General features: G+C 72.1%; 26 protein-coding genes and 3 tRNA genes. 15 read left to right on the forward strand and 14 right to left on the reverse strand.

Annotated features, from left to right (window positions below; translation table 11 throughout):
* Positions 1-77: 77 nt before the first annotated feature.
* Positions 78-758 (reverse strand): flagellar hook assembly protein FlgD, encoded by a 681-nt coding sequence (locus tag ACS5PV_RS06715; RefSeq protein WP_455394570.1) that lies wholly within the window; start codon positions 756-758, stop codon positions 78-80.
* 37 nt (positions 759-795) lie between these two features.
* Entirely contained in the window at positions 796-2,088 is a 1,293-nt protein-coding gene (locus tag ACS5PV_RS06720) for a flagellar hook-length control protein FliK (protein WP_455394571.1), read from the reverse strand.
* A gap of 264 nt (positions 2,089-2,352) precedes the next feature.
* Here ACS5PV_RS06720 and mnmA point away from each other — a divergent pair, with 264 nt between their 5' ends.
* From mnmA to ACS5PV_RS06745, 5 genes are all read left to right on the forward strand, one after another.
* Positions 2,353-3,501, forward strand: a complete 1,149-nt coding sequence (mnmA, locus tag ACS5PV_RS06725) for a tRNA 2-thiouridine(34) synthase MnmA (protein ID WP_455394572.1) — start codon at positions 2,353-2,355, stop codon at positions 3,499-3,501.
* A gap of 108 nt (positions 3,502-3,609) precedes the next feature.
* Positions 3,610-4,263 carry a class I SAM-dependent methyltransferase gene (locus ACS5PV_RS06730; protein WP_455394573.1) on the forward strand — a complete coding sequence of 218 codons (654 nt, stop codon included), beginning with the start codon at positions 3,610-3,612 and terminating at the stop codon, positions 4,261-4,263.
* Complete coding sequence (locus ACS5PV_RS06735) at positions 4,260-5,096, forward strand: TVP38/TMEM64 family protein (protein WP_455394574.1); 837 nt, start codon at positions 4,260-4,262, stop codon at positions 5,094-5,096. Before ACS5PV_RS06730 ends, ACS5PV_RS06735 begins: the two co-directional genes overlap by 4 nt.
* A 162-nt stretch (positions 5,097-5,258) precedes the next feature.
* Positions 5,259-6,695, forward strand: coding sequence for an ATP-binding protein (locus ACS5PV_RS06740; protein ID WP_455394575.1), 1,437 nt, complete (start codon positions 5,259-5,261; stop codon positions 6,693-6,695).
* Positions 6,696-6,741: 46 nt separating this feature from the next.
* Positions 6,742-7,638 (forward strand): LysR substrate-binding domain-containing protein, encoded by an 897-nt coding sequence (locus ACS5PV_RS06745; RefSeq protein ID WP_455394576.1) that lies wholly within the window; start codon positions 6,742-6,744, stop codon positions 7,636-7,638.
* A 207-nt stretch (positions 7,639-7,845) separates the two neighbouring features.
* On the opposite strand, the gene ACS5PV_RS06750 is transcribed toward ACS5PV_RS06745, so the two are convergent.
* From ACS5PV_RS06750 to ACS5PV_RS06770, 5 genes are all read right to left on the reverse strand, one after another.
* Positions 7,846-7,920 (reverse strand) — tRNA-Gly (locus ACS5PV_RS06750).
* Positions 7,921-7,944: 24 nt separating this feature from the next.
* A tRNA-Gly gene (locus ACS5PV_RS06755) sits at positions 7,945-8,019 on the reverse strand.
* Positions 8,020-8,047: 28 nt separating this feature from the next.
* Positions 8,048-8,122 (reverse strand) — tRNA-Gly (locus tag ACS5PV_RS06760).
* Between the two features lie 114 nt (positions 8,123-8,236).
* The gene (locus ACS5PV_RS06765) at positions 8,237-8,707 is read right to left on the reverse strand and encodes an NUDIX domain-containing protein (protein ID WP_455394577.1); all 471 of its coding nucleotides are present in this window, start codon (positions 8,705-8,707) and stop codon (positions 8,237-8,239) included.
* 18 nt (positions 8,708-8,725) lie between these two features.
* Positions 8,726-9,424 carry a fumarylacetoacetate hydrolase family protein gene (locus tag ACS5PV_RS06770; RefSeq protein WP_455394578.1) on the reverse strand — a complete coding sequence of 233 codons (699 nt, stop codon included), beginning with the start codon at positions 9,422-9,424 and terminating at the stop codon, positions 8,726-8,728.
* 139 nt (positions 9,425-9,563) lie between these two features.
* Here ACS5PV_RS06770 and ACS5PV_RS06775 point away from each other — a divergent pair, with 139 nt between their 5' ends.
* Positions 9,564-11,018, forward strand: a complete 1,455-nt coding sequence (locus ACS5PV_RS06775; RefSeq protein WP_455394579.1) for an FAD-binding oxidoreductase — start codon at positions 9,564-9,566, stop codon at positions 11,016-11,018.
* Positions 11,015-12,085 carry a hypothetical protein gene (locus ACS5PV_RS06780; protein ID WP_455394580.1) on the forward strand — a complete coding sequence of 357 codons (1,071 nt, stop codon included), beginning with the start codon at positions 11,015-11,017 and terminating at the stop codon, positions 12,083-12,085. Before ACS5PV_RS06775 ends, ACS5PV_RS06780 begins: the two co-directional genes overlap by 4 nt.
* 199 nt (positions 12,086-12,284) lie before the next feature.
* Here the strand turns inward: ACS5PV_RS06780 and ACS5PV_RS06785 are convergent, their stop codons facing one another.
* Genes ACS5PV_RS06785 through epmA form a run of 3 tightly spaced genes read right to left on the reverse strand, consistent with a single transcriptional unit; the run spans position 12,285 to position 15,012 of the window.
* A complete protein-coding gene (locus ACS5PV_RS06785; protein ID WP_455394581.1) occupies positions 12,285-12,902 on the reverse strand; it encodes a glutathione S-transferase family protein in 618 nt (205 codons plus the stop codon).
* Entirely contained in the window at positions 12,878-13,948 is a 1,071-nt protein-coding gene (locus ACS5PV_RS06790) for a lysine-2,3-aminomutase-like protein (protein ID WP_455394582.1), read from the reverse strand. The genes ACS5PV_RS06785 and ACS5PV_RS06790 overlap by 25 nt, the downstream gene beginning before the upstream one ends.
* Positions 13,945-15,012 (reverse strand): EF-P lysine aminoacylase EpmA, encoded by a 1,068-nt coding sequence (gene epmA, locus ACS5PV_RS06795; protein WP_455394583.1) that lies wholly within the window; start codon positions 15,010-15,012, stop codon positions 13,945-13,947. Before epmA ends, ACS5PV_RS06790 begins: the two co-directional genes overlap by 4 nt.
* A gap of 154 nt (positions 15,013-15,166) precedes the next feature.
* Here epmA and efp point away from each other — a divergent pair, with 154 nt between their 5' ends.
* The gene (gene efp / locus ACS5PV_RS06800; protein WP_060848905.1) at positions 15,167-15,736 is read left to right on the forward strand and encodes an elongation factor P; all 570 of its coding nucleotides are present in this window, start codon (positions 15,167-15,169) and stop codon (positions 15,734-15,736) included.
* A gap of 21 nt (positions 15,737-15,757) precedes the next feature.
* Here the strand turns inward: efp and ACS5PV_RS06805 are convergent, their stop codons facing one another.
* Positions 15,758-16,786: a DUF1624 domain-containing protein gene (locus ACS5PV_RS06805; RefSeq protein WP_455394584.1), complete on the reverse strand. Its 1,029-nt coding sequence runs from the start codon at positions 16,784-16,786 to the stop codon at positions 15,758-15,760.
* 259 nt (positions 16,787-17,045) lie between these two features.
* Here ACS5PV_RS06805 and ACS5PV_RS06810 point away from each other — a divergent pair, with 259 nt between their 5' ends.
* Positions 17,046-17,684 (forward strand): cold-shock protein, encoded by a 639-nt coding sequence (locus tag ACS5PV_RS06810; protein ID WP_455394585.1) that lies wholly within the window; start codon positions 17,046-17,048, stop codon positions 17,682-17,684.
* Between the two features lie 89 nt (positions 17,685-17,773).
* Positions 17,774-18,253 carry a DUF192 domain-containing protein gene (locus tag ACS5PV_RS06815; protein WP_455394586.1) on the forward strand — a complete coding sequence of 160 codons (480 nt, stop codon included), beginning with the start codon at positions 17,774-17,776 and terminating at the stop codon, positions 18,251-18,253.
* A 36-nt stretch (positions 18,254-18,289) separates the two neighbouring features.
* On the opposite strand, the gene ACS5PV_RS06820 is transcribed toward ACS5PV_RS06815, so the two are convergent.
* Entirely contained in the window at positions 18,290-18,505 is a 216-nt protein-coding gene (locus tag ACS5PV_RS06820) for a hypothetical protein (RefSeq protein ID WP_455394587.1), read from the reverse strand.
* 217 nt (positions 18,506-18,722) lie between these two features.
* Here ACS5PV_RS06820 and ACS5PV_RS06825 point away from each other — a divergent pair, with 217 nt between their 5' ends.
* The 3 genes from ACS5PV_RS06825 (at position 18,723) to ACS5PV_RS06835 (ending at position 20,458) form a co-directional block, all read left to right on the forward strand.
* A complete protein-coding gene (locus tag ACS5PV_RS06825; RefSeq protein ID WP_455394588.1) occupies positions 18,723-18,971 on the forward strand; it encodes a hypothetical protein in 249 nt (82 codons plus the stop codon).
* Between the two features lie 106 nt (positions 18,972-19,077).
* Positions 19,078-19,800, forward strand: a complete 723-nt coding sequence (locus tag ACS5PV_RS06830; protein WP_455394589.1) for a hypothetical protein — start codon at positions 19,078-19,080, stop codon at positions 19,798-19,800.
* A 4-nt stretch (positions 19,801-19,804) separates the two neighbouring features.
* Positions 19,805-20,458, forward strand: coding sequence for a response regulator (locus ACS5PV_RS06835; RefSeq protein WP_455394590.1), 654 nt, complete (start codon positions 19,805-19,807; stop codon positions 20,456-20,458).
* Positions 20,459-20,480: 22 nt separating this feature from the next.
* Here ACS5PV_RS06835 and trhA read toward each other — a convergent pair whose 3' ends face one another.
* Both trhA and ACS5PV_RS06845 read right to left on the reverse strand, forming a co-directional pair.
* Positions 20,481-21,206 (reverse strand): PAQR family membrane homeostasis protein TrhA, encoded by a 726-nt coding sequence (gene trhA / locus ACS5PV_RS06840; RefSeq protein WP_455394591.1) that lies wholly within the window; start codon positions 21,204-21,206, stop codon positions 20,481-20,483.
* A gap of 92 nt (positions 21,207-21,298) precedes the next feature.
* Positions 21,299-22,405: a COX15/CtaA family protein gene (locus tag ACS5PV_RS06845; RefSeq protein ID WP_455394592.1), complete on the reverse strand. Its 1,107-nt coding sequence runs from the start codon at positions 22,403-22,405 to the stop codon at positions 21,299-21,301.
* A 256-nt stretch (positions 22,406-22,661) separates the two neighbouring features.
* On the opposite strand from ACS5PV_RS06845, the gene ACS5PV_RS06850 reads away from it, so the two are divergent.
* Both ACS5PV_RS06850 and ACS5PV_RS06855 read left to right on the forward strand, forming a co-directional pair.
* Positions 22,662-23,483 (forward strand): GntR family transcriptional regulator, encoded by an 822-nt coding sequence (locus ACS5PV_RS06850; RefSeq protein WP_455394593.1) that lies wholly within the window; start codon positions 22,662-22,664, stop codon positions 23,481-23,483.
* A complete protein-coding gene (locus tag ACS5PV_RS06855; protein WP_455394594.1) occupies positions 23,480-24,697 on the forward strand; it encodes an ABC transporter substrate-binding protein in 1,218 nt (405 codons plus the stop codon). The genes ACS5PV_RS06850 and ACS5PV_RS06855 overlap by 4 nt, the downstream gene beginning before the upstream one ends.
* Positions 24,698-24,699: the final 2 nt, after the last annotated feature.

Here is a 24,699-nt window from a genome sequence, read left to right on the forward strand (position 1 = left end):
ACGCTAGGCACCCGCGCTTAAGATTGGTTGAATCATTTCCCTCGCATGTGATTCGTAATCCACAGCAATCCACCGAATCAGTTGCCGACGGTGCCACCGATCGCCTCGACGCTGCTGAGGGCCACGGTGCGGTCGCCGATGGTCAGGACCGGTTCGGCGCCGGTGACGTCGACGCTGGTGATCGCGCCGGAGATCTTGGTGTCGACGGAAACGCTCGACCCGGTGGCGTCGAGGGCCTGGACCTTCAGGGTGTACTTCCCGTCCGCGGCGAGCTGCCCGGTCGAGGCGCGCCCGTCCCAGGCGAAGCTCTGGCTGCCGGCGGGCAGGGCCTTGGTCTGGGTGGCGACGACGTTGCCCTTGGCATCCGTGATGGTCATCACCGCCTTGGCGGCGGCGCGCGCCGGGTTGAGCGTCCAGGTCGCCGAGCCGTCGGCGAGCGAGGTCGTGGCGCCGTCGGCCGTCACGGTCTTGCCGATCAGCCCCGAGGCGGTGGCGGCGGCCGAGGCCTTGCTGGCGGTGATCAGGCTGCCGAGCTGGTCGTTGGTTTTGAGCTGCTGCTCGACCGAGGCGAACTGCACCAGCTGCTGGGTGAACTGGTTGGTGTCGAGGGGATCGAGCGGGTTCTGGTTCTGCAGCTGCGTCGTCAGCAGGGTGAGGAACTGGTTGAAGTTCCCGGCGATCGTGCTGGCGTCGCTCGAGGTCGAGCTGCTGCCGGTCGGGCTGGAGAGGCTGGTCAGGCTGGTGATGCCGGCGGTCATCGGGACCTCGCGGGTTTAAGGGGTTTCGGGAGGGGCGCTAGATTCGAAGGTCGAGGCCGAGGCGCTGGCCGAGGTTGCGCAGGGGCGGCAGGCTCTGCGCCTCGGCCTCGGCCGCAGCCGGTCCCGGACGCTCGGAGCCCGGCGAGCGGCCGGCCTGGTCGCGCTGCGGGTTCTCTCCGCCGCCGTCGCGCAGGGAGAAGCTGAGGCCCGCCTCGCCCGGATCGAGCCCGGCTTGCGTGAGCGCCTGCTGGAGGCTGTTGGAATCGCGCTGGAGCAGCGCCAGGGTCTCGGGCCGGTCGACCACGAGATGCGCCTTCACGGCGCCGTGCCGGCGGTCGATGTCGAGGCGCACGTCGATGCGGCCGAGCTCGTAGGGGTCGAGGCGGATCTCGAAGCGGTTCGAGCCGGCGAGCGCCCGCAGCCCGATGGTGATCGGCACCGCGCTCAACGGGGCCTGCACCGAGACCGCCGGGCGGCTCTCGGCGGCGGCCGGCGCCGCGGCGTCGGCGCCCTTCGCCTGGGGGGCAGGGGCAGCGGGGTCGGGAGCGGCGAGGCCGTCGGGCGCGCCCGTCGATGCGCCCTCCTGCCCCTGGTCCTTGGAGCCGCCCGCCTTCGCGGCCTCGGAGAGCAGCGCGGCGATCCGCGGATCGGCGTGCGTTGCCGCCGGCTGGATCGCGTCGGCGCCCGCATCGGCGGACGCGGTGCCGGTCGCCGCGGTGCCGGTCGCGGCGGTACCTGGCGCGGCGGTGCCGGCGGCGGGCGCCGCCGCGACCGTCGTGGCGAGCGCAGTCGGGACCAAGGTGGCGGTCCCGTCGGGGGCGTCGCCCTCGCTCTCCGGCTCGTCGCCGTCATCGGCCTCCGCGCTCTCGCCGGCCGCGGCCCGGGCCGCCTCGGCCTGCGCCGCGTCGGGATCCGCCGCGAGCGGCTTGGCGCCGGCCGCTGCAACCGACTTCGCGGCGACGTCCTTCCTCATCCCGTCATCGGCCGCGGCGTCCCGGACGACCTTGTCCCGGGCGGCCCGGTCCCTGGCGATAACGTCCTTGCGGCGCGCAGCGGTCTCGGCGGCATCGTCGGCGCGGTCCCGGCGGGATCGGGCCTCGGAGGCGTCGTCGGCATGTCTGGACTCGGCGTGCCGCGCCTTCGTCGCGTCGGCGGCCCGCGTCTCGGCGCCGGACCGCGCCGGCGCGTCGGCCTCCCGGGGGGATGGGCGGACGGTCCGGGCGGCCTCCCGGTCATCCGGACGGAACGGCTCGTGCACGACGGCCCTCGCCGGCCGGGCCGGCTCGCGCCCCGCCATCCGTCCCCCCTCACCCGCTCCGCTGATCTGCATTGCCGACCTCCTGGGCTTTCGGGAGAGCAAGCCCCCTGCCAGTCCGGCGGTCGATGCAAGTCACTGATCCAGCATGATGATTTTTCCGGGGCGACCGGCGCGTCCGTGCCGCCCGGTCGGAATCTGCCGGGACCCCGGCAAGAACTTCCCTGCGGGCGACGCGTCGCCCCGCCCTGGCAGAATGCCGGCCGGATCGCTATAGACTCCGCGAGCGGCGCCGGGGGTCGGCCTCAGGCAGCCGCGCCGGTCATCTCTCGCACGGTCATGAACTCGCTCGATCTGCACAAGGCCCCGGAGGACACCCGCGTCGTGGTGGCGATGTCCGGGGGCGTCGATTCCTCCGTCGTCGCCGCGCTCCTGAAGCGCGAGGGCTACGACGTGGTCGGGATCACGCTGCAGCTCTACGACCACGGCGCGGCCACCCACCGCCGCGGCGCCTGCTGCGCCGGCCAGGACATCCACGACGCCCGCCGCGCCGCCGAGACCATCGGCATCCCGCACTACGTGCTCGACTACGAGGACCGCTTCCGCGAGGCGGTGATCGACCGCTTCGCCGACAGCTACCTCCAGGGCGAGACGCCGATCCCCTGCGTCGAGTGCAACCGGTCGATCAAGTTCCGCGACCTGCTGACCACCGCCCAGGACCTCGGCGCCGACGTGCTCGCCACCGGCCACTACGTCGCGAGCCGGGCGCTGCCGGGCGGCGGCCGGGCGCTCCACCGCGCCCTCGATCCGGCCCGGGACCAGAGCTACTTCCTCTACGCCACGACGAGCGAACAGCTCGACCTGCTGCGCTTCCCCCTCGGCGAGCGGCCGAAGGACGAGACCCGGGCGCTCGCCAAGGCCTTCGGCCTCTCGGTCGCCGACAAGCCCGACAGCCAGGACATCTGCTTCGTGCCGCAGGGCCGCTACCAGGACGTGATCGCCCGCCTGCGCCCCGACGCGGTGCGCCCGGGCGAGATCGTCCACCTCGACGGGCGGCGGCTCGGCCGGCACGACGGCATCATCGGCTTCACGGTCGGCCAGCGCCGCGGCCTCAACGTCGCGGCGGGCGAGCCGCTCTACGTCGTGCGCCTCGAGCCCGGCGAGGCCAAGGTCGTGGTCGGCCCGCGCGAGGCGCTGGCGACCTCGGTGATCCGGCTGGCCGACCCGAACTGGCTCGGCGACGCGCCGCTGTCGGCCGCCCGCGACCTCGCGGTCGCCGTGCGGGTGCGCTCGACCCGCGAGCCGCGCCCCGCGCACCTGACCTGGAACCCGGACACGGCCTGCGCCGAGATCGCCCTCGCGACGCCCGAGGACGGGGTTTCGCCGGGCCAGGCCTGCGTCATCTACGCCGATGACGGGCCGCGCGCGCGGGTGCTCGGCGGCGGCACCATCCGGCGGGTCGAGGCCCACAGCCTGGCGGCGGCCTGACACGAACCCCCCCGATGCGGTTTTTCCGAAGATTTCCGTCGGAAACCGTATCACACCCTCGCGTGGAGCCGCCCCGCGCGACGACCTATCCTCGGAGAGATGACGGACATGCTGAGCGAGCCGCGAGAGGCGGGGCCCACCACCGCCTTGATGCGCAAGGCCTATGCGCGCTGGGCGCCGGTCTACGACGTGGTCTACGACAAGCTCACCGAGCCGGCGGCGCGGGACGCGGTCGAGGCGGCGCTGGTCGGCGGCAAGCGCATCCTGGAGGCCGGCGTCGGCACCGGCCTGTCGCTCGGCTACTACCCGAAGGACGCCGAGGTCTACGGCGTCGACCTGTCGGAGGACATGCTCAAGCGCGCCAGCCGCAAGGTCGTCCGCAAGGGGCTGTCGCACGTCAAGGGCCTCCAGGTCATGGACGTCTGCCGCCTCGGCTACGCCGATGCGAGCTTCGACGCGGTGGTGGCGCAGTTCCTCATCACCCTGGTGCCGGACCCCGAGGGCGCCCTCGACGAGTTCCTGCGGGTGGTGCGGCCCGGCGGCATGATCGTGCTCGCCAACCATTTCGGCCAGGATGCCGGCACCGTCGCCAAGGTCGAGGAGATCGTGGCGCCGCTCTGCGAGAAGATCGGCTGGAGCTCGGCCTTCAAGGCCGCCCGGATCGAGGCCTGGGCCAAGCGGCGCGGCGTGACCTTCATCGGCGTGCGCCCGACCTTCCCGGGCGGCTTCTTCAAGATCCTGCGCATGCAGAAGCCCGGGTGAGCGCGCCGGCCCTGCCCGAGGAGCCGAGGCCCGGCGACGGCGCTTCCGCGCCGGAGGCCGGCCCGGAGGCCGTGGCGGCGCCGGCCTGGCGGAACTGGCTGCGGGTGCTGCCGCTCGTCGCGCTCGTCGCCGTGTCGATCGGGCTCCTCGTCGGCGGCATCACGCGCTGGTTCAGCCTCGACCAGCTCCTCGCCTCGCGGGCCTGGGCCAAGGCCTGGGTCGCGGAGGGGTTCTGGCGCGCCTATGCCTGCGCCTACCTCGCCTATGTCGGCACGGTGATCGTGTCGCTGCCGGTCTCGGTGGTGATGACGACCTTGTGCGGCTTCCTGTTCGGGCCGGTCGCCGGGGCGCTGGTGTCGGTCGCGGCGGCCACCACCGGCGCCGTCATCGTGTTCTCGATCGGCCGCACCGCGGCGGGCGAGGTGTTGCTGCGGCGCGCGGGCTCTCGGCTCGGCCGGCTCGCCGAGGGGTTTCGCTGCGACGCCTTCTCCTACGTGATGGTCCTGCGGCTGCTGCCGGTCTTCCCGTTCTGGATGACGAACCTCGCCCCGGCGATCTTCGGCGTTCGCCTGCGCACCTTCGCGCTCGCCACGCTGATCGGCATCAGCCCCGGCGCCTTCATCTACGCCTCGGCGGGGGCGGGCGTGGAGACCATCGTGGCGGCCCACCAGGCGGCGAAGGAGGCCTGCCTGGTGGGCGGCGGCATCGCCTGCGACGCCGCCCTGTCGCTGCGGGCCCTCGTCACGCCGCAGCTGATCGCCACGCTCGTCGGCCTCGGCGTGCTGGCCCTGCTGCCGGTAGCCTGGCGGCGCTGGCGCGGCCGCCCCGGCTGAACGCCAGGAAGGAAGCGCGCGATTTCCTCGCCTGCGACTGGATCTTCGACAATTTGCGAATAGATTCCGTGATAGTCCCATGCGAGGGGTCAGGGCGGAGCAGGTGTGTTAGTGTCCGGCCTGCGCGCGTACGAGAGCCGGACGAGCGGGGACGTCGAGACCGTGCAGTGGGCCGATGACGCGGCGAGCCAGGGCGGCATCCGGCGTCTCGCCGGCCGGGTCGGCCTGTCCGGTCGCCTGCTGCTGCTCACGGTGGTGTTCGTCCTCATCGCCGAGGTGCTGATCTACGTGCCGAGCGTCGCGAGCTACCGGCGCTCCTGGCTCTCCGACCGGGTCGCCGCCGCCCAGGTCGCCGCCCTCGTGCTCGACGCCGCGCCTCAGCAACGGGTCTCGGACGACCTCGCCCGGCGCCTGCTGATGGGGGTGGGCGCCCAGGCCATCGCCCTCAAGGCCGGGGGCGCGCGGCGCCTCCTCAACCTCACGCCGATGCCGCCGGAGGTGGGCGAGACCGTCGACCTGCGCGAGGCCGGCTGGCTCGAGAGCATCGGCGGCGCCTGGCGCACGCTGACGCAGAGCCAGCCCCTGCCGCTGCGGGTGGTCGGGCACGGCATGGACGGGGTCGACTTCGTCGAGCTGATCCTCGATCCCGCACCCCTGCGCCGGGCGATGGTCGCGTTCTCGGGTCGGATCCTCCTCGCCTCGCTGGCGATCTCCGGCATCACCGCCGGCCTCGTCTTCCTGGTGCTCCAGCTATCGATCGTGCGGCCGGTGCGGCGGCTGGCGCGCAACATCGCGACCTTCGCGGAGGATCCGGAGGACCTGTCGCGACGGATCAACCCGTCCTGGCGCAGCGACGAGATCGGCGCCGCCGAGACGGCGCTCGCCCGCATGGAGACCATCCTGTCGGAGGAGCTGCGCCAGAAGCGGCGCCTGGCCGATCTCGGGCTCTCGGTGAGCAAGATCAACCACGAGCTGCGAAACCTGCTCACCACCGCGCAGCTCCTCGTCGACCGCCTCGAGCACGTCGCCGATCCGGGCGTGCAGCGGGTCGCGCCCCGCCTCGTCGCGACGCTCGGCCGGGCGATCCGCTACTGCGAGGGCACCCTCGCCTACGGCCGCGCCGCCGAGCGCCCGCCCGAACGCCGGGTCACCCCGCTGCGGCCGATCCTGCGCGACGCCCTCGACCTCGCCGGGCTGGCGCCGGGGGCCGCCGTCACCATCGAGGACCGCACGCCGGAATCGTTGTGCGTCGACGCCGATCCCGACCAGCTGTCGCGGGTGCTGGTCAACCTGGTGCGCAACGCCGTCCAGGCGCTCGGCCTCGCCGGCGCCAGCGAGGGCGCGCCGCTGGTCACGATCGAGGCCGAGCGCACGGGTGCCGCCGTCACGATCCTCGTCTCCGACAACGGCCCGGGCCTGCCGGAGCGGGCCCGCACCCACCTGTTCGAGGCTTTCCAGGGCGCGGGCCGCTCCGGCGGCACGGGGCTGGGCCTCGCCATCGCGGCCGAGCTGGTGCGGCTCAACGGAGGAAGCTTGAGCCTCGACGAGACGCGGAGCGGGTCGCGCTTCCGCATCGTCCTGACGGATCGCGAGGGCTGAACGGGACGGTTGCCAAGGCGCGCCGCCGCGCGCCATCGTGGGCGCCATGTCCCTGCGCGTTCCCCTCTCCGCGGTGCGCTCCTTCGAGGCGGCGGCCCGTCGCCGCTCGTTCAAGGACGCGGCGGCGGAGCTGAACCTCACCGCGAGCGCGGTCAGCCACGCCATCCGCAAGATGGAGGCGTCCCTCGGCGTCACCCTGTTCGAACGCCAGGGCCAGGGCGTGGTGCCGACCGCCGCCGGCGAGGCGCTGCTGGAGCATGTCGGCCGCGCCTTCGACGAGTTGCACCGCGGCCTCGACCTCGTGGCGGCGCGGGGCCCGCAGCTCCTGCGCCTGCACTGCGCGCCGAGCCTCGCGGCGCAGTGGCTGACGCCGCGCCTCACCCGCTTCCTCGCCGCCCATCCGGGTGTCGAGGTCCGGCTCGCCGCCGGCATGGATTATGCGCGCTTCATCGGCGACGAGTTCGACGCCGACCTCGTCTACGGTCCGCCCCGGGGCGAGGGGCTGGTGGCGGTGCCGCTCTGCGCCGAGACGGTGACGCCGCTCTGCGATCCCGCCCGCGCCGCCCGCATCCGCGCGCCGCAGGACCTGCTCGACCAGGTGCTGATCCAGAGCGACAACAAGCAGGTGCGCTGGCCGCTCTGGTTCGCCCGCAACGGCCTGCCGGCCCCCCGCCCCCTCGGGGTGCGCTTCGACCGCAGCTTCCTCGCCATCGCGGCCGCCGCCGACGGGCTCGGGGTCGCTCTCGAATCGACGCTGCTCGCCGAGCGCGAGATCGCCAGCGGCCGCCTCGTCGCGCCGTTGCGCGGGCTGTCGCAGGACGTGACCTATATCGGCCACCACCTCGTCTACCCGGCGACGACGCGGCGGCGGGCGCCCTTGCGGGTCTTCGCCCGCTGGCTGGCGCAGGAAATGGATCTGGTGCTGCCGGAGGACTTGGCGTGAAGGTTGGCGCTCGCAAGTTCGCCAAACGGGTTCGACACCCTCCACCGTCATCCCGGGTTCTCGACTTCGTCGAGCCCCGGGATGACGTTGAGAAAGGTGTCAACGCGCGCGTCGGACCAGCCGACGCAGTCGATCGAACAGGCTCTGGGTGTCAGGAATACCCGACCCTTGCAGGCGACAGCTTCAAATCTGATCGAAAAAGCAAAATGGAGCGGGCGAAGGGATTCGAACCCTCGACCCCAACCTTGGCAAGGTTGTGCTCTACCCCTGAGCTACACCCGCTCACATTGTCAGGCCGTGCGAACTTGGAGCGGGCGAAGGGATTCGAACCCTCGACCCCAACCTTGGCAAGGTTGTGCTCTACCCCTGAGCTACACCCGCCCAAACCCGTTCGGCCTCGTGGAAAAACTGGAGCGGGCGAAGGGATTCGAACCCTCGACCCCAACCTTGGCAAGGTTGTGCTCTACCCCTGAGCTACACCCGCTCGCTGTTTTCCGCCGGCGCCACCGTGGCGGCGCCGATGAGCGGCATAAACACCATTCCGCCGGGGAGCGCAAGAGGTTGCGGCGTCGGTTGCGGAGCCGGCTTCCGGCCCCCGCTACCAGGTCGCGGTGGGGGTCGTGCCGGTCCGGATCTCGGCCAGCCGCGCCCGGGTCGCCGGGGTGGTCTCCGACGGCAGGGCGTCGAGGGGAAAGAACGCGGCTTCGGCGATCTCGGAGTCGGGCGTCTTCGGCACCGGCACCGTGAAGGCGCGGGCGACGTAGAGCGCGACGTGGTCGCGCTTCGAGGCACGGTCGTTGAAGTAGAAGCCGTGCAGGGCCGGCGTCGCGCCGGGGTCGAGGACGATGCCCGTCTCCTCGCGGAACTCGCGGGTGATGGCCTCGATCGCCGTCTCGCCCGGCTCGACGCCGCCGCCCGGCAGGTGCCAGCCCTCGACGTAGGTGTGGCGCACGAGGCAGACCCGGCCGTCCGGATCGATCGCCGCCCCGCGCACCCCCAGGGTCATGCCGCGGGTGAAGCGCCAGACGAGGTGGGCACCCCGCATCAGCAGGGCCTGTCGGCGCGTCATCCCGCGAACTCCTTGTCTTCAGACGACGGTCAGGCGGATCTCGCCGACGCCCTCGATCGTCCCGACCATGGTCTGGCCGCGTGTGACCGCGCCGACGCCCTCCGGCGTGCCGGCGAAGATCACGTCGCCGGGCTCCAGCACGAAGTAGGTCGACAGGTAGGCGATCTGCTCGGCCACCGACCAGATCATGTCGGAGAGGTCGCCCTTCTGGCGCACCGCGCCGTCGACCGCGAGGGTGATCGCGCCCTTGTCCGGATGGCCGATCACGGAGGCGGGCTTGAGCGTGCCGACCGGACCCGACAGGTCGGCGGCCTTGCCGAGCTCCCACGGACGGCGCAGGGCCTTCGCCTCGTCCTGGACGTCGCGGCGGGTCATGTCGAGGCCGACGGCGTAGCCGTAGACGTGGTCGAGGGCCTCCGCCACCGGGATGTCGCGGCCGCCCTTGGCGATCGCCACCACCAGCTCGACCTCGTGGTGGTAGTTCGCGGTCTTCGGCGGGTAGGGATGCTCGACGGTCTGGCCGTCCGGCACCACCTGGAGGGCGTCGGCCGGTTTCATGAAGAAGAACGGCGGCTCGCGGGTCGGGTCGGCGCCCATCTCCCGGGCATGGGCGGCGAAGTTGCGCCCGACGCAGTAGACCCGACGCACCGGAAACAGGTCGTCGGTGCCATGGATCGGGAGCGCGGTGCGCGGCGGGTTCGGGATCACGGAGAGCATGGGTCTGCTGTCTCGGGCGATGTTTCGCGAAGGGCCGCGCATCTTGGAAAAGGGGCCGGCCGACCGCTATCTAGAGGGTGGTGCCGCGGTGCGCCATCCCGCTCCGCCGCAACCCTCCCGCCTCGAGACGCGCGCGCCCGTGACACACAGCCCGACCCACAGCCTGCTCGACGCGATCGCGGCCCGCCTCGGCCCCGCGCACGTGCTGACCGCGGCGACCGACATCGCCCCCCACCTCGCAGAGAGTCGCGGTCTCTACCGCGGCGAGGCGATCGCGGTGGTGCGCCCGCGCGACACCGCGGAGGTCGCCTTCGTGGTCGGGCTCTGCGCCGAGGCGCGGGTGCCGGTGGTGGCCCATGGCGGCAATACCGGGCTCGTCGGCGGCGGCGTGCCGTTCGGCGGCGTGGTGATCTCGCTGTCCCGCCTCGATCGGGTGCGGGCGGTCGACCCGCTCGATGCCACCATCACGGTCGAGGCCGGCTGCGTGCTCGCCAACGTCCAGGCGGCGGCCGACGCCGCCGGGATGCTGTTCCCGCTCTCGCTCGCCTCCGAGGGCTCGTGCCGCATCGGCGGCAACCTCGCCACCAATGCCGGCGGCACGGCGGTGCTCGCCTACGGCAACGCCCGCGAACTGACCCTCGGGCTGGAGGTGGTGCTGGCCGACGGGCAGGTCTGGAACGGCCTGCGGGCGCTGCGCAAGGACAATTCCGGCTACGACCTGAAGAACCTCTTTGTCGGCTCGGAAGGCACGCTCGGCATCATCACCGCCGCGGTACTGCGGCTGCACCCCAAGCCCGTCTCGAAGGCCACCGCCTTCCTCGGCCTCGCCTCGGCGAGAGCGGCGCTCGACGCCTTCGGGCGCCTGCGCGACCGGCTCGGGCCCCGGCTCACCGCCTTCGAGTACGTGCCGCGTTTCCCCCTCGAGGTGGTGCTGCGCCACCTGCCCGGGGCGGTGCGCCCCCTCGACGGCGACCACCATTCCTACGCCCTCGTCGAGGTCTCCTCGCCCGCGCCCGACGCGGCCGCGGACCTTGAGGCCGAACTCGGCGAGCTGATCGAGGCCGGGCTCGTCGAGGACGCGGTGCTGGCCCAGAGCGACGCGCAGGCATCCGCCCTGTGGAGCCTGCGCGAGAGCCTGTCGGAGATGCAGAAGCACGAGGGCGGCTCGATCAAGCACGACGTCTCGGTGCCGGTCTCCCGGGTGGCGGAGTTCCTGGAGCGGGCCACCGCGGCCTGCGAAGCCGCGATGCCGGGGGTGCGGGTCTGCGCCTTCGGGCATTTCGGCGACGGCAACATCCACTTCAACCTGACCCAGCCGGTCGGGGCCGGAAAGGCCGCCTTCCTCGCCGAGTGGCCGCGCTTCAACCGCATCGTCCACGACATCGTCCACGCGATGGACGGCTCGATCGCCGCCGAGCACGGCGTCGGGCTCATCAAGCGCGACGAGCTGCCCCGCTACAAGGACCCGGTCGCCCTCGACCTGATGCGCCGCCTCAAGGGCGCCCTCGACCCGCTCGGCATCCTGAATCCCGGCAAGGTGCTGGCCAGGGAAGGCGGGCCCGCCTCGTTCCCGGACGAAGCATCGGCCGCATGATCGCGCTGTTTCGCCAGGCGGCTCCGGCGCCCGCGGGCCTCACCGCGGCCTCCCTGCTCGGCGCCTTCGAAAGCCTCGGCGACAATTGCGAGTTCGGCATCGCCCAGCGCTACGCCGGCATCGACCCCCTCGGGCTGTTCCGCCTTTCCTCGGCGCCGATCGCCGATCTGACCCACGCGGTCGAGACGCGATTCTCCCGGTACGGCGGCGCCGACGACATCGAGGTCCGGGTCGGGGCCGGCGGCTACCTGTTCTGCCATAGCCGGGCCTACGGCTTCGCCTACCACACCGGCGACACCGTGCCCCGCGTGAAGCCCGCCGACATCCTGGCGCGGGAGATCCGCCGGGTCGACTACCTGAAGGAGCGGCTGCTCGCCGACCTCGCGGCGGGCGACAAGATCCTGGTCCGCAAGGGACCGCCCGGGGAGAGCGAGGGGGCGGTACGCCGCCTGTTCGCGGCCCTGCGGGCGATCGGCCCGGTGACCCTGCTGCGGGTCTGCGCGGCGGGGGAGGCTCCGCCGGGGCGGGTGGTCTGGCGCGGCGAGGGCCTGATGCAGGGCGCGCTGCCCCACTTCGCCCCCTACGCGGCAGCGACCGACGCCGACCTTCCGGGCTGGCTCGCGGTCTGCGGCCGGGCCTACGCCCTGCGCAACAGCCTGGTCGAGCCCCCGGCTCTGGCGCCCGCCGGCCCGCCGCTCTTCGAGGCGCCCGACACCACCCGCGCCGCGCTCGCCGACGCCGCGCCCGGGCCGGGCGCGCTCGCGGCCTCCCACGCGGTCGCGGGCCTGCGGCCGAACCGCCTCCACGTCGTCGCGGCGGAGATCCGGCTGCCCGAGGATTTTGCCGGCACGCGGGCCGCCCTCGCCTTCGTCGACGCCGCGCCCCATGCCCGCCGCGAAGCGGACCTCACGTGCCGCGGCACCTGGCAGACGATCTACGGCGCCACCCGCACGCGCAAGCGCCAGAGCGAGGCGACGGTCGGGTTGATGCTGGCGGGTCCGGCCGGCACGGGTGTGGAGGTGCGGCGGTGGCGGGTGACGGAGGGGTGCCTGCCGGGGGTGGAGTGATACCGCTTCCGGAAGATCACTTCCGGAAGCGGTATCACCAGCCCGCGCGGCGCTTGAGCGAAGCCGAAATCCGTATCGCGAAGCGATCAACCGGATTTCGTATGACGGGGGACGAGGCGCCGCGGCTACGGCGCCTCGGCGGACGATCCGACGAGCAGAGGCGAGGGACGCCCGGCGCGGGGGGAGGGCCGCCCTCCGCTCAGCTCAAGGGCGGCAAGGCCACCGCCGCGGCGGGCCGGACGCGGATGCGCTCGTACCAGGCCCGCAGGGCCGGCCGCTCGATGCGCGGCACGTCGAGGTGGAGCCAGCGATGGGCGGCGGCGGCGAGCGCGATGTCGGCCGCGGTGAACCGGTCGCCGACGGCGAAGGGACGGCCCATCAGGTGCGCGTCGAGGATCGCCGCGCATTCCTCGGACGCCGCGACCGAGCGGTCGATCACGGCCTGGTCGCGCCGCTCGGGCGGGGTGCGCACGGTCTGCCAGAACGCGTCCCGGGTCGCGGGCGTGAAGCGCGTCGCCTGCCAGTCGAGCCACTGGTCGACGAGAGCGGCCGCCCGCGGATCCTCCGGCCACAGGCCGCCGGGACCGTGGCCGCGGGCGAGGTAGCGCAGGATCGCGTTCGACTCCCACAGGACGAAGCCGTCCTCCTCCATGACCGGCACGAGGGCGTTGGGGTTGAGCGCCAGGTAGTCGGGTTCGCGCACCCGCCCGAAGGCGCCGCCGGCCTCGACCCGCTCGTAGGGCAGCCCCAGCTCCTCCAGCCCCCAGACCGCCTTCTGCACGTTGACGGAGCTCAGCCGTCCCCAGAGCCTGCGCATGGCGTGTCCTCCTCCTTCGGTGGATAGGCGTGTGTTCCGCCCTTCGGATCGGTGACGACCCAGCCCGCGGGTCCCGCCGCCAGGTAGCCCGGGCCTACCGGCACCTTGCCGTATCCGCCCGGGATGTCGAGGACGTAGGTCGGCTGCGCCAGCCCCGACACCCGGCCGCGCAACGCGCGCATCAGGTCCTGGCCGTGGTCGAGCGTCGTGCGCAGGTGGCCGGTGCCCGGGGCGAGGTCGCCGTGATGCAGGTAGTAGGGCTTGATCCGGTTCTCGACGAAGGCCCGCATCAGGGCCGCCAGCGTCTCGGGATCGTCGTTGATCTGGCTGAGCAGCACCGACTGGCTCACCATCGGGATCCCGGCATCGACGAGGCGCGCGATGGCCGCGCGTGCAGCTTCAGAGAATTCCCGCGGGTGGTTGGCGTGCAGCGCCACGAACACCGCGCCCTCGAACCGCTTCAGCGCCGCGACCAGGTCCGCGTCGACCCGGGCCGGATCGACCACCGGCACGCGGGTGTGCAGGCGCAGCACCCGCACGTGCGGGATGTCGCGCAACGCCGCCGCGATGCGCCCGAGCCGCCGGGGCGAGAGCACCAGGGGGTCGCCCCCGGTGACCACCACCTCCCAGATCTCCGGGTGCCCGGCGATGTAGGCGAGCGCCGCATCGAGTTCAGAATCCGTGAGGCTGCCCTGCCCCTCCGGACCCACCACCTCGCGGCGAAAGCAGAAGCGGCAATAGACCGGGCAGACGTGGAGCGGCTTCAGCAGCACCCGGTCGGGATAGCGGTGGACGATGCCGGGGAGTGGCGCATGGGCCTCGTCGCCGATCGGGTCGACCCTCTCTTCCGGCGTGGTGACCAGTTCCTCGGCCCGCGGCACGAACTGGCGGCCGATCCCGTCATCCGGATCGGCAATCAGCTCGGCCATCTCGGGAGTGATCGAGACGGCGTAGCGCGCCGCCACCCGTTCGAGCGCCGGCAACCGCTCCGCCGACACCAGGCCGCGGGCAGCGAGGTCGCCCGCGCTGCGGATCGACGCGCTCACCGGGGAGCCTCGACGCTGGGGTACTCGGCCATGGGCGTCCAGATCACGTCCTCGATCCGGCGCGCGCCGGTCGCCAGCATGACGAGCCGGTCGAAGCCGAGCGCGATGCCGCTCGCCTCCGGCATCTGCGCCAACGCGCTCAGGAAGTCCTCGTCGAGGGGATAGCGCTCGCCGTAGACGCGCGCCTTCTCGTCCATCTCGGCCTCGAAGCGCCGGCGCTGCTCCTCGGCATCGGTCAATTCGCCGAAGGCGTTGGCGAGCTCGACGCCGCAGCAATAGAGCTCGAAGCGCTCCGCCACCCGCGGGTCGGCCGGGCTCGGCCGGGCGAGCGCCGCCTCGGGGATCGGGTACTCGCACAGGATCGTCGCCCGGCCGCGGCCGAGGGCCGGCTCGACCCGCTCGACCATGACGCGGCTGAACAGGTCGGACCAGGTGTCGTCGGGCGCGGTGCGGATGCCGGCCGCCCGGAGCGCGGCGTCGAGGCCAGATCGGTCGGTACCCCCGTCCGGGGCCACCGTGGCAAGGAGGTCGATGCCGGCATGGCGCCGGAAGGCCTCCGCCACGCTCAGGCGCTCCGGCTCGGCGAAGGGATCGGCCTCGATCCCGCGCCACGCAAAAGCCTTGGCGCCCGCGGTCTCGGCGGCGAGGGCCAGGAAAGCGGCGCAGTCCTGCATCAGGCTGTCGTAGGTCTCCCCGGCCCGGTACCATTCGAGCATGGTGAATTCCGGGTGGTGCAGCGCCCCGCGCTCGCGGTTGCGGTAGACGGGCCTCAAGCTGAACAGCCGCGGCTCGCCCGCCGCCAGGAGCTTCTTGCAGGCGAATTCCGGCGAGGTGTGGAGGTAGAGCGGGTGCTCCATTCCGTCCGGCGCGATGGCTTTCGTGGCGAAGGCCGAGAGATGCGCCTCGTTGCCGGGCGAGACCTGGAGGATCGCCGTCTCGACCTCGACGAAGTCGCGGGCGGCAAACCACTCCCGCAAAGACGCGGCGATGCGGTTGCGGGCGAGGAGCCGCGGCCGGCGGTCGGCATGGACGTGGGGGGCCCACCAGGGCGAGGCGGAGGTCATAGGATGGCTGTCATCGAGTGGCGGGCGACTGGCGGTCGCGCCTGAGATGCGATAGGGCGGGCCGAAGGCATCCTCTGCCGGCGCGGCGCGCGACGCCCGCGGCTTGGCGGACGCCGCCGCTCTCTGTCAACGCTTCCAGTCCAGGATTCGCCCCGTGCCGAAGGTCATCGCCAGCTCACTCCGCAAAGGCAACGTCGTCGACAAGGACGGCCGGCTCTACGTGATCCTCTCCGCCGAGAACATCCATCCCGGCAAGGGCACACCGGTCACCCAGCTCGACATGCGCCGGATCACCGACGGCGTGAAGGTCTCGGAGCGCTACCGCACCACCGAGCAGGTCGAGCGCGCCTACGTCGAGGACCGGGAGCACACCTTCCTGTACAGCGACGCCGAGGGGTTCCACTTCATGAACCCGGAATCCTACGAGCAGCTCGCGGTGCCGCAGGACGTGATCGGCGACCAGGCCCCCTACCTCCAGGAGGGCATGGCGGTGATGCTCTCGACCCATAACGGCGTGCCGCTGGCGCTCGAGCTGCCCCAGCGCGTCACCCTCGAGGTGACCGACACCGAGCCGGTGACCAAGGGCCAGACCGCCTCCTCGTCCTACAAGCCCGCGACGCTCTCGAACGGCATCCGCACCCTGGTGCCGCCACATATCGGCACCGGCACCCGCATCGTCGTGATGACGGCGGACGGCGCCTACGTCGAGCGCGCCAAGGACTGATATGCGACGGGCGGGCGGCCTTCAGCCCCCGCCCGCCTCCCGGAAGCAGGCCCGCGACACCGCGATCGCCCGGGCCTGCTCCTCGCCCGTATAGTCGCCGCCGGCCCGCCACAGGCCCTCGCCGCGCAAGCGCACCAGCACGCAGCGCGCCGCCACCCGGCAGGACGCCGCGGTCCCGCCGGCCTCGGCACAGTTCGCCCGGTACTCGCGCAGGAACTGCGCCTCCCCCGCCCGCGGATGCGGCCCGGTCAGCGCCGCGACCCCGTAGAGCAGCCCGAGCAGCAGGGGCTGGTGCACGAGGTAGACCGCCAGGCTGTGGCGCCCGGCGAGCGCGGCGAGCCGCCCGATCCGGTCTCGCGGCGCCCAAGCCCCGATGGACGAGGCAGCGAGGCGTGGCAGGACGAGCCGGCCGAGCCCCACTCCCGCCAGCACGAAGCCGAACCACGGGAACAGCGGCACGTAGTCGTTCGTCGTCGGCACGGCGGCGCCGAGCCCGAGCCAATACAGCGACGGCGCGTCGAGGAACGGCGGCGATCCCGCGAGGCCCGCCAGCGTCGGCCCGGCGAGGACGAGGGCCGCGGCGAGCCCGACCAGCGGCAACGGTGCGACGAGGGCCGGCAGTGCGAGCACGCTCGACAGGGCGATGCAGTGCAGGATGCCGAAGAAGATCCACGCCCCGGGGAACAGGACGTAGGTGGCGAGCGAGATCGCGGCGGCCGCCAGGGCGATGCGCCCGAGGCGGGCCAGGTAGGGGCGCCACCAGCCCGAAGACCGGCCCCGCGCCAGGACGAGGCTCACCCCCACGAGCACCAGGAAACTGCCGGCGATGCCATGCGCCGCCGCCCGCCCGAGCGGCGACAGGGCGGCGTTCTCGGGCGTCAGCCGCAGGAAGCCGAGGTCCCAGGTTAGGTGGTAGAGCGCCATCGCCACGAGCGCGACGCCGCGGCAGAGGTCGATGACGGCGAGGCGCCGGGCCGGCGCGGTGGAAGCGGGTGGGTTGAGAATCGCGGTGATCTCCGTCGCGGTGATCGTCTGGGCGGGTGCCGTCATAGCCGAGCCCGACGCTCCCGCCCGCACCTGCGGCCAAAACGCGCATGATCGCGGACGGGTGCGCCTCTCGTGCCTCGATCGCGACGCGCCTGGCTCCCGGTCTGCCTCCCGGGCTTGCAGAATGGACACGCCCGAGGCGAATCCGGCGAGGACATCGCCCCCCACGCGTCTCAACTCGGCCGATTTGGGCTTCCCCGAAGTCATGACTTTGTTAATCTGCCGGTGAAGCGCGCGACGCGATTCGAGTGGGTTGCTTACGATGTCGGACGAGTTCGGTTCAGGCCCCGCCTGGGAACGGCCGGGGAGCGCGTTCGGAGACGGCGCGCGCGACACCCGGCCCGGGCTCGACGCGGCGGCGGAACGCCCGACGGAACTCGTGGAGGTCAGCGGCCGCATCAAGTGGTTCGACGTCGCGAAGGGCTTCGGCTTCATCGTGCCGGACAGCGGCGCCCCGGACGTGCTGCTCCACGTCACCTGCCTGCGCCGTGACGGCCACCAGAGCGCCAGCGAGGGCGCGCGGATCGTGGTCGAGGCGATCGAGCGGCCCCGCGGCTGGCAGGCCTTCCGGGTGATCTCCCTCGACCAGTCGACCGCGACCCATCCGGCCGAGCTGCCGATGCCGCGCACCCACGTCACCGTGGTGCCGACGAGCGGGCTCGAGACCGCGGTGGTGAAGTGGTTCAACCGCCTGCGCGGCTTCGGCTTCCTCAGCCGCGGCGACGGCACGCCGGACATCTTCGTCCACATGGAGACCCTGCGGCGCTACGGCATCGCCGAGCTGAAGCCCGGCGAGCACGTCATGGTCCGCTACGGCGACGGCTCGAAGGGCCTGATGGCGGCCGAGGTGCGCCTCCTGTCCGAGGCGAGCGCGGGCGCGGGACCGCCCTCCTCCCACTGAGCCCGGGGGCGCGCGGCTTTTTCGATTCGCCCGTGTTTCCGCTTGGAAAACCCCATCCCCTTCGTCGCAGACTGCGCTAGCTCAGCCCCATGTCGCTCCGCTTCGCACGGCCCTGGGCCATCCCGCCGCGCCGGCTCCTCGCCGCGCTCGTCCTCCTGCTCCTGCCCACGGCCGTCCTCGCCGACGGTCCGTTCGAGCCGCTGACCATCGCCTCGCGGTCGGGCCGCCACACCTTCCAGGTCGAGGTGATGCGCGACGATGCCGGGCGAGCGCAGGGGCTGATGTTCCGCCGCTCGATGGCGCCGGACCGCGGCATGCTGTTCGACTTCGAGCGCACCGAGCCGGTGGCGATGTGGATGAAGAATACCTACCTGCCGCTCGACATGCTGTTCATCCGCGCCGACGGCACGGTGGCGCGGATCGCCACGGACACCGAGCCGCTCTCGACCCGCACCATCCCCTCCGGCGAGCCGGTGCTCGGCGTGCTCGAGCTCAATGCCGGCACCGCCGCGCGCCTCGGCCTGCATCCCGGCGACAGGGTCGAGCACCCGCTGTTTCGCGGGCGCTGAGAGCCCGGCGGCCGGAGCCGCCGGAGACCCGCTTGTCTAGAAGCCGCGATTCGAGATGCTGGGGATCGACGGCTGCGTGAACATGCGGTTCACGTCGGGCCGGCGCTGCGTCCCGTTGGTGTCGTTCGAGCGCACGTAGTTCTTGGTGTCGAAGCTCTCGGACAGGCCGGTGCCGCGCGAATCGCCGGCGCTGGTGCAGGCGGCGGCGAGACCCGCGAGGGCGAGCGAGGCGGCGACGCGAAGGAGACGCATGAGGGGTCCTGACTTCCGGGCCGCGCGAATCGGGGGATTCTCGGCTCTAACACTTCGGCCGGGGTGCCCGGCTCCCGCCCGTCCGTCAAGGCACGGGCGATCGTGGCCGCGGGGAAACCCCTCTCCTGTGCCCCCCGGGCCGCGCTCCGCGGAATGTGTGGAGGGCCGCGATTCTCCGGCTGGCGGAGTCCCTAGCTTTGCGCGAGAGTCCGGGCCGATGAGCAACGTCGTTCCCCTGCTGCGCCCGCGTCCGGCGCCCGATGCCGCCGCCCGCGCCACCGCGTCGGTCGTCTGCGACCTGGTGACCATCGCCGAGCAGCTGCACGACATCGGCGCCCGCGCCGCGGCGCTCGGCCGGCCGCGCGGAGAAGCCGAGCGCACGGTGCAGATGGTGCTGGACGCCGTGACGTCGATCGAGCGGGCGCTCGACACGATCACGGATGGCGGGGATTACACGCCGTTCTGAGCCGGCGGCGGAGCGCCCGGCGGCAGAAAACTCGGACGTGTCGTTGCGTCAGAGGTGAGACAAGGGCAAGATCGCGTCCGTCGGCTCCGACGTGAGGCTTGTTTTCGTGCCTGTCGAACGAACTTTCTGGCAGGTGCAGGCGACAGCGCGCGATCTGTCGTGCGACCGGGTCCAAGTCGACCCGGTGGTTCTCCGACGAGGATTGCTGAGCGATGAGGATCAGGCACGAAGTGTCACCTCTGCGCTCCTGGCGGGCACGCCCGCCGAAGAGCCCCTGCACGTTGTCTGGGAGCACGATGCCGTCGACGATGTGATCATGATGGTCGCATCGAGCCATCACGACACAGAGGATATAGTCGAGGTGGAGCGTCGCTTCTCGCAGCGCGAAGACGGTGCTTGGGATGTCAATCACGCCTTGTTCGCGCTTCCCAGCCGTTACCAGCGCAGCGGCGGTGCACGGCGGATGCTGAGGGCGAGCCTCGACGCGTATGACCGCCTCGGCGTCGTCCGCATTGATGTTTATGCGAACCTGACGGTCGGAGGATATGCCTGGGCGCGGTTGGGCTTCGCGGCGAATGATGCGCAGCAGGTCCGCGCCGCCTTGTCGGCCGCGCTCGCGGATGTTCCGCGCTCGCCGCTGTTTCGCGCGGCGCAGAGCACGGCCGAGATCAGCACCGACGACGACCTCATGTACAATCTCGCCTGCTTGATCGCTCCCGACGGAACATCATACGGCAGGCGTCTTCTTGCGAGAGCGGGCTGGCATGGTCACTTGGATCTGACCAACCCGCGCCATCGCGAGAGGCTGGCCCGCAATCTCGACGAGTGAGCCCATGCCGCGCAAGACGAACCAGGATCCGGTCGCTACCGTGAGCGTCTACGAGGCAGCGCCGGGTCGTGCCCCCGCCGGTGCCCGCGATGTGGCCGATGAGTTGCTGGCACCCGAGCATCGCTTCTCCGACGAGGAGCGCGATCGCCCCCCCTTGACCTGGCTGAATCAGGGGGCTGCGTCCGGACGAGCAACCCGCGAGAGGCCCCGTCGCGAGCAGCGCTTCGGTTCGGAGATCGTCGATCCGCCTCAAAAGACATTGAGGCCGCCGCGCGCGGACGGAGCAGCACACACCGCGCCGATCGCCGTCGTGGTGGAGGACGATGAGTTCGTTCGGGATTTCGCCGCGGCGATCCTGGAGGAGACCGATCTCAACGTGATCACCTGCGATAGTGCCGCCGACGCGCTGGCGGTGATGCGCGAGCACGGCTCCGATGTCGCGCTGTTGTTCACGGAGATGCAACTCTCCGGCGAGATCGACGGCGCCACCCTGGCCCGCGAGGTGGAGCGGGACTGGCCGGACGTGCGGATCGTGGTCACCTCGCGGTCGGGCGCAGCACAGGCCATGCCGGACCACGCCGTCTACATGCAGAAGCCCTGGCGGCCCCTCGACGTTCTGGCCGAGGCCGTCACGAGTCTGCGGCGCAAGTCGGCGTGATGTAGTCGCGTGGGCGGACTGCTCACGCCCCCACGTCGAGCACGCTGCGGAACACCGCGCCGTAATGGCAGGCCGCCGCCGCCAGCACGAAGCCGTGCCAGATCGCGTTCTGGAACGGCAATTGCCGCCAGACGTGGAAGATCACGCCGAGCGAGTAGAGCAGGCCGCCGGCGGCGAGCAGCCACAGGGCGCCGGGGGACAGGACGGCGATGACCGATTCGTAGGCCATCAGCCCGCTCCAGCCGAGCGCGAGGTAGAGGGCGATCGCCAGGCGATCGAAGCGGCCCGGCAGCGTCAGCTTCACGATCGCGCCCGCCGCCGCCACGAGCCAGATCCCGGCGAGCAGTCCGAAGGCGAAGCCGTCGGTGCCGACGAGCGTGACCAGCGGCGTGTATGTGCCGGCGATCATCAGGAAGATGGTGGCGTGGTCGGCGCGGCGCAGGCGCCATTTCAGCCGGCCGACCGGGCACATGTTGTAGGCCGCCGAGGTGCCGAGCATCGCCACGAGGCCGGCGGCGTAGACCGCGACCGCGACCTTCTCGGAAGGGCTGAGACTTGTGAGGGCGGCGCTGATCGTCAGCGCCAGGGCGCCGATCACCCCGAGGCTCACCCCGACCACGTGGACGACGCCGTCGGCAAGCAATTCGCGCGGCGTGTAGGTCCAGGCGAGGCTCAGGGGCCGGCCGTCCGGGGCGAAGCGGGGGGCGGGGCTCGTGGAAACGTCCAGGGAAGACTCCTGCACAGGCATCGGGCCTCCTCACCTCGGGTCCGGGAGAGGGCCGCCCGGTTGATCGAAGTTAAAGCGGAAGCATGAACGTGGGACGAACGTTCCCGCGACACTCAGGCCGCGCGTGGGACGGCCGGGACGGGTGCGGGCGCCCGGCAGAGGCGGGCATGCGCGCTCGCCATGCCGAGCACCAGCATGGCGGCGACCTGGTGGGCGAGCGCCGCCCAGAGCGGCACCACCAGGAGCAGCGTCGCGATGCCGAGCATCGCCTGCGCGGCGACGAGGCCGGCGAGCGCCGTCGCCCGCCGCGCCGCGCCGGTGCCGGGCGCGAGGCGCCGCGCATCGACCGCGTGGAGGACGGCGAGGATCAGCAGCGCGTAGGCGGTCAGCCGGTGGTTGAACTGCACCAGCCCGACGTTGTCGACGAAGTTCTCGATCCAGGGCGTGCCGGAGAACAGGCCGCCGGGCGCGAACCCGCCATCCATCAGCGGCCAGGTGTTGTAGGTCAGGCCCGCCTTCGAGCCGGCGACGAGGCCGCCGAGCGCGATCTGCACCAGAACCAGCCCCATCAGCACGAGCGCGGTGCGCGAGAGCCGCGCCGGCACCGCCTCGTCGCGGCGCCGGTCGATCCCGGCGGCGATCCAGACGAGGCCGGCATAGATCGCGCTCGCCAGGGTGAGGTGCAGGGCGAGCTTGACCGGTGCGACGGCCGTCATGCCCGGTTGCAGGCCCGAGGCGACCATGATCCAGCCCACGGCACCTTGCAGACCGCCGAACACGCCGAGGCAGACGAGGCTCATCCCTAAGCGCCGGTCGATCTGCCCGCGCCACCAGAAGAACAGGAGCGGCAGGAAGAAGGCGAGGCCGATGATCCGGCCGAGCAGCCGGTGTCCCCATTCCCAGCCGTAGATGAACTGGAACTCGGACAGGCTCATGCCCTCGTTCAAGAGCTTGTATTGTGGCGTCGCCTGGTACTTGGCGAATTCCTGCGCCCAGGCCTCGGCCGAGAGCGGCGGGATCGCGCCGGTGACCGGCTTCCACTCGGTGATCGACAGGCCCGAGCCGGTGAGCCGGGTCGCGCCGCCGACCGCCACCATCGCCACCACCAGGGCGGCCATGACGAAGAGCCAGGTCCGCACGGCGCGGCGGGACCGGGGTGCCGCGGCGACCGGCGCCGCGAGGCCGATCGAGGAGGGGCGGCTTATGGAGGTGGTGCTCATGGGCGCCCGATTAGCGGGCCTGAGCGCCCCGGCGCAACGTCCTGCGGTGCCGCACCGGGCCGCGGCGATTTCCAGGCTCTGACACGTCTCGATCCCCGTCCCCGCCCCGCACCCGAAAATTCCTGTGCCCTCCCCCCACCTGTCCTAATTGACAGACAGCTAGCTGTCTCCATAATCGAACAGGTAAGCGCTGACAGGCCCCTCGGGGCGCTCTGTCGGCCAGACACCTTGCAAGCCACGAGCCAGGGATGGCCCCGTGACCTCCGCGATCGAACCGCACAAGGCGCGCCGGCTCTACCTGCTGCTGCGCGACCAGATCACCAGCGGCCGGCTGCCTCCCGGCGCGCGGCTGCCGGGCGAGCCGGCGCTCGCCGCCGAGCACGGCCTGGCGCGGGTGACCGTGCGGCGCGCCCTCGATCTCCTGGCCGGCGAGGAGCTGGTGCGGCGTCGGCCCGGGTCGGGCACCTTCGTGCAGGGGCCGACGGGCACTCGCCCTGTGGTCGGCGACCTGCCGAACCTCCTCTCGGGGCTGATCGCCATGGGTCGGGCCACCGGCGTGCGGCTCCTGTCGTTCGAGTACGTCGCGGCGCCCGCCGGCATCGCCGAGGCGCTGCTGCTGGAGCCCGGCGAGCGGGTGCAGCGCTCGGTGCGCGTGCGCCTCATCGACGGCCAGCCCTTCTCCTACCTCACCACCCACGTCCCTGAGCGGGTCGGCCTGTCCTACTCGGAGGCGGATCTCGCGGCGACGCCGCTCCTCGAGCTGATGGAGCGCTCCGGCGTCACCGCCGACCGGGCGACGCAGGCGATCGGCGCGACGCTCGCCGGGCCGGAGGTGGCGCAGGCCCTCGACCTCGAGGTCGGCTCGGCGCTGATCGACCTCACCCGGGTGGTGTTCGACCCCTCGGGCCGCGGAGTCGAGCACCTGCACGCGCTCTACCGGCCGGACCGCTACGCCTTCCAGATGGACCTCGTGCGCACCGGCGACGCCGGCGAGCGCCGCTGGACCCCCGCCGTCCCGCGTCCGGTCAAGCCCGAATCCCGTCCCCGCCCCGCCGCCCACAGGAGGCCTGCCCCGTGACCTCGATCGTCTCCCCGTCCCGCCGCACGATCCTGCGCACCGGCCTCGCGGCGACCTCGCTCGTGGCGATGCCGGCGATCCTTCGGGCGCAAGGCGCGGCCGTGAAGCTCGGCATCATCCAGCCGGTGACCGGCGCGCTCGCCAATGACGGCGACCTCGGCAAGCTCGGCGCCGAGCTCGCGGTCCAGGACATCAACGCCGCCGGCGGCTTGAAGGCGTTAGGGGGCGCCAAGCTCGAGATCGTCTTCGCCGACAGCCGCTCGAACCCCGAGACGGCGGCGCAGGAAACCGAGCGCCTGAACGGCGAGGGCGTGGCGGCGATCGTCGGCGGCTTCGGCAGCGGGCTCTGCGCCACCGCGAGCCAGGCGGCCTCGCGCTACGACCTGCCCTACCTGATCGACGTCGGCGTCGCCGACCAGCTGACCCAGCGCGGGCTCAAGAACACCTTCCGGTTCTCGCCGAGCTTCGGCATGGTGACGAAGAGCGCGCTGGAACGCCTCGTGGCGCTCAACGACGCCGCCGGCAAGCCCGCCCGCACGGTGGTGATCGTGCACGAGGACGGGCTGTTCGGCTCCGGCCTCGCCAAGCTCCTCCAGGCCGAACTGCCGAAGCTCGGCTTCCAGATCCTCGAGACCGTGTCGCATCCGAGCCCGGCCCGCGACATGGCGAACGTGGTCCTGCGCATCCGCTCGCTCCAGCCCGACCTCGTCATCCCGTCGAACTATTACGGCGAGTTCGTTCTCCTCGCCCGCACGATGCAGCAGCAGCGCGTCCGCCCGAAGGGCGTCTACGCGATCCTCGGCGGCGGCGCCTCCTCGTTGCGCTTCGTCAAGGAATTCCCGCAGGCGGCGGAGGGCGTGATGGACTGCAACCACTGGCCCGACCCGAAGAACCCGCTGACGGCGGAGCTGCGCAAGCGCACGGAAGCGGCGGGCCGCGCCTTCGCCTACAACGTGCCGATGAACTACTCCGCCGTGCGGCTGATGGCCGAAGCGATCGAGAAGGCCGGCGCGCCCGACCGGCTCAAGATCATCGAGGCCCTGTCGAGCCAGAGCTTTGCCAGCGGCGTGATGCCCTACGGCCAGTCGAAGTTCTCGAACGGCCAGAACACCAGCGCGCTCCCGCTCAACACGCAAGTGCAGGGCGGCGACGTCAAGGTGATCGCGCCCGACGCCTTCGCCGAGGCCAAGGCCAACTTCCCGCTCAAGGCGTGACG

The organism is Methylobacterium sp. Gmos1 (genome assembly GCF_053764715.1).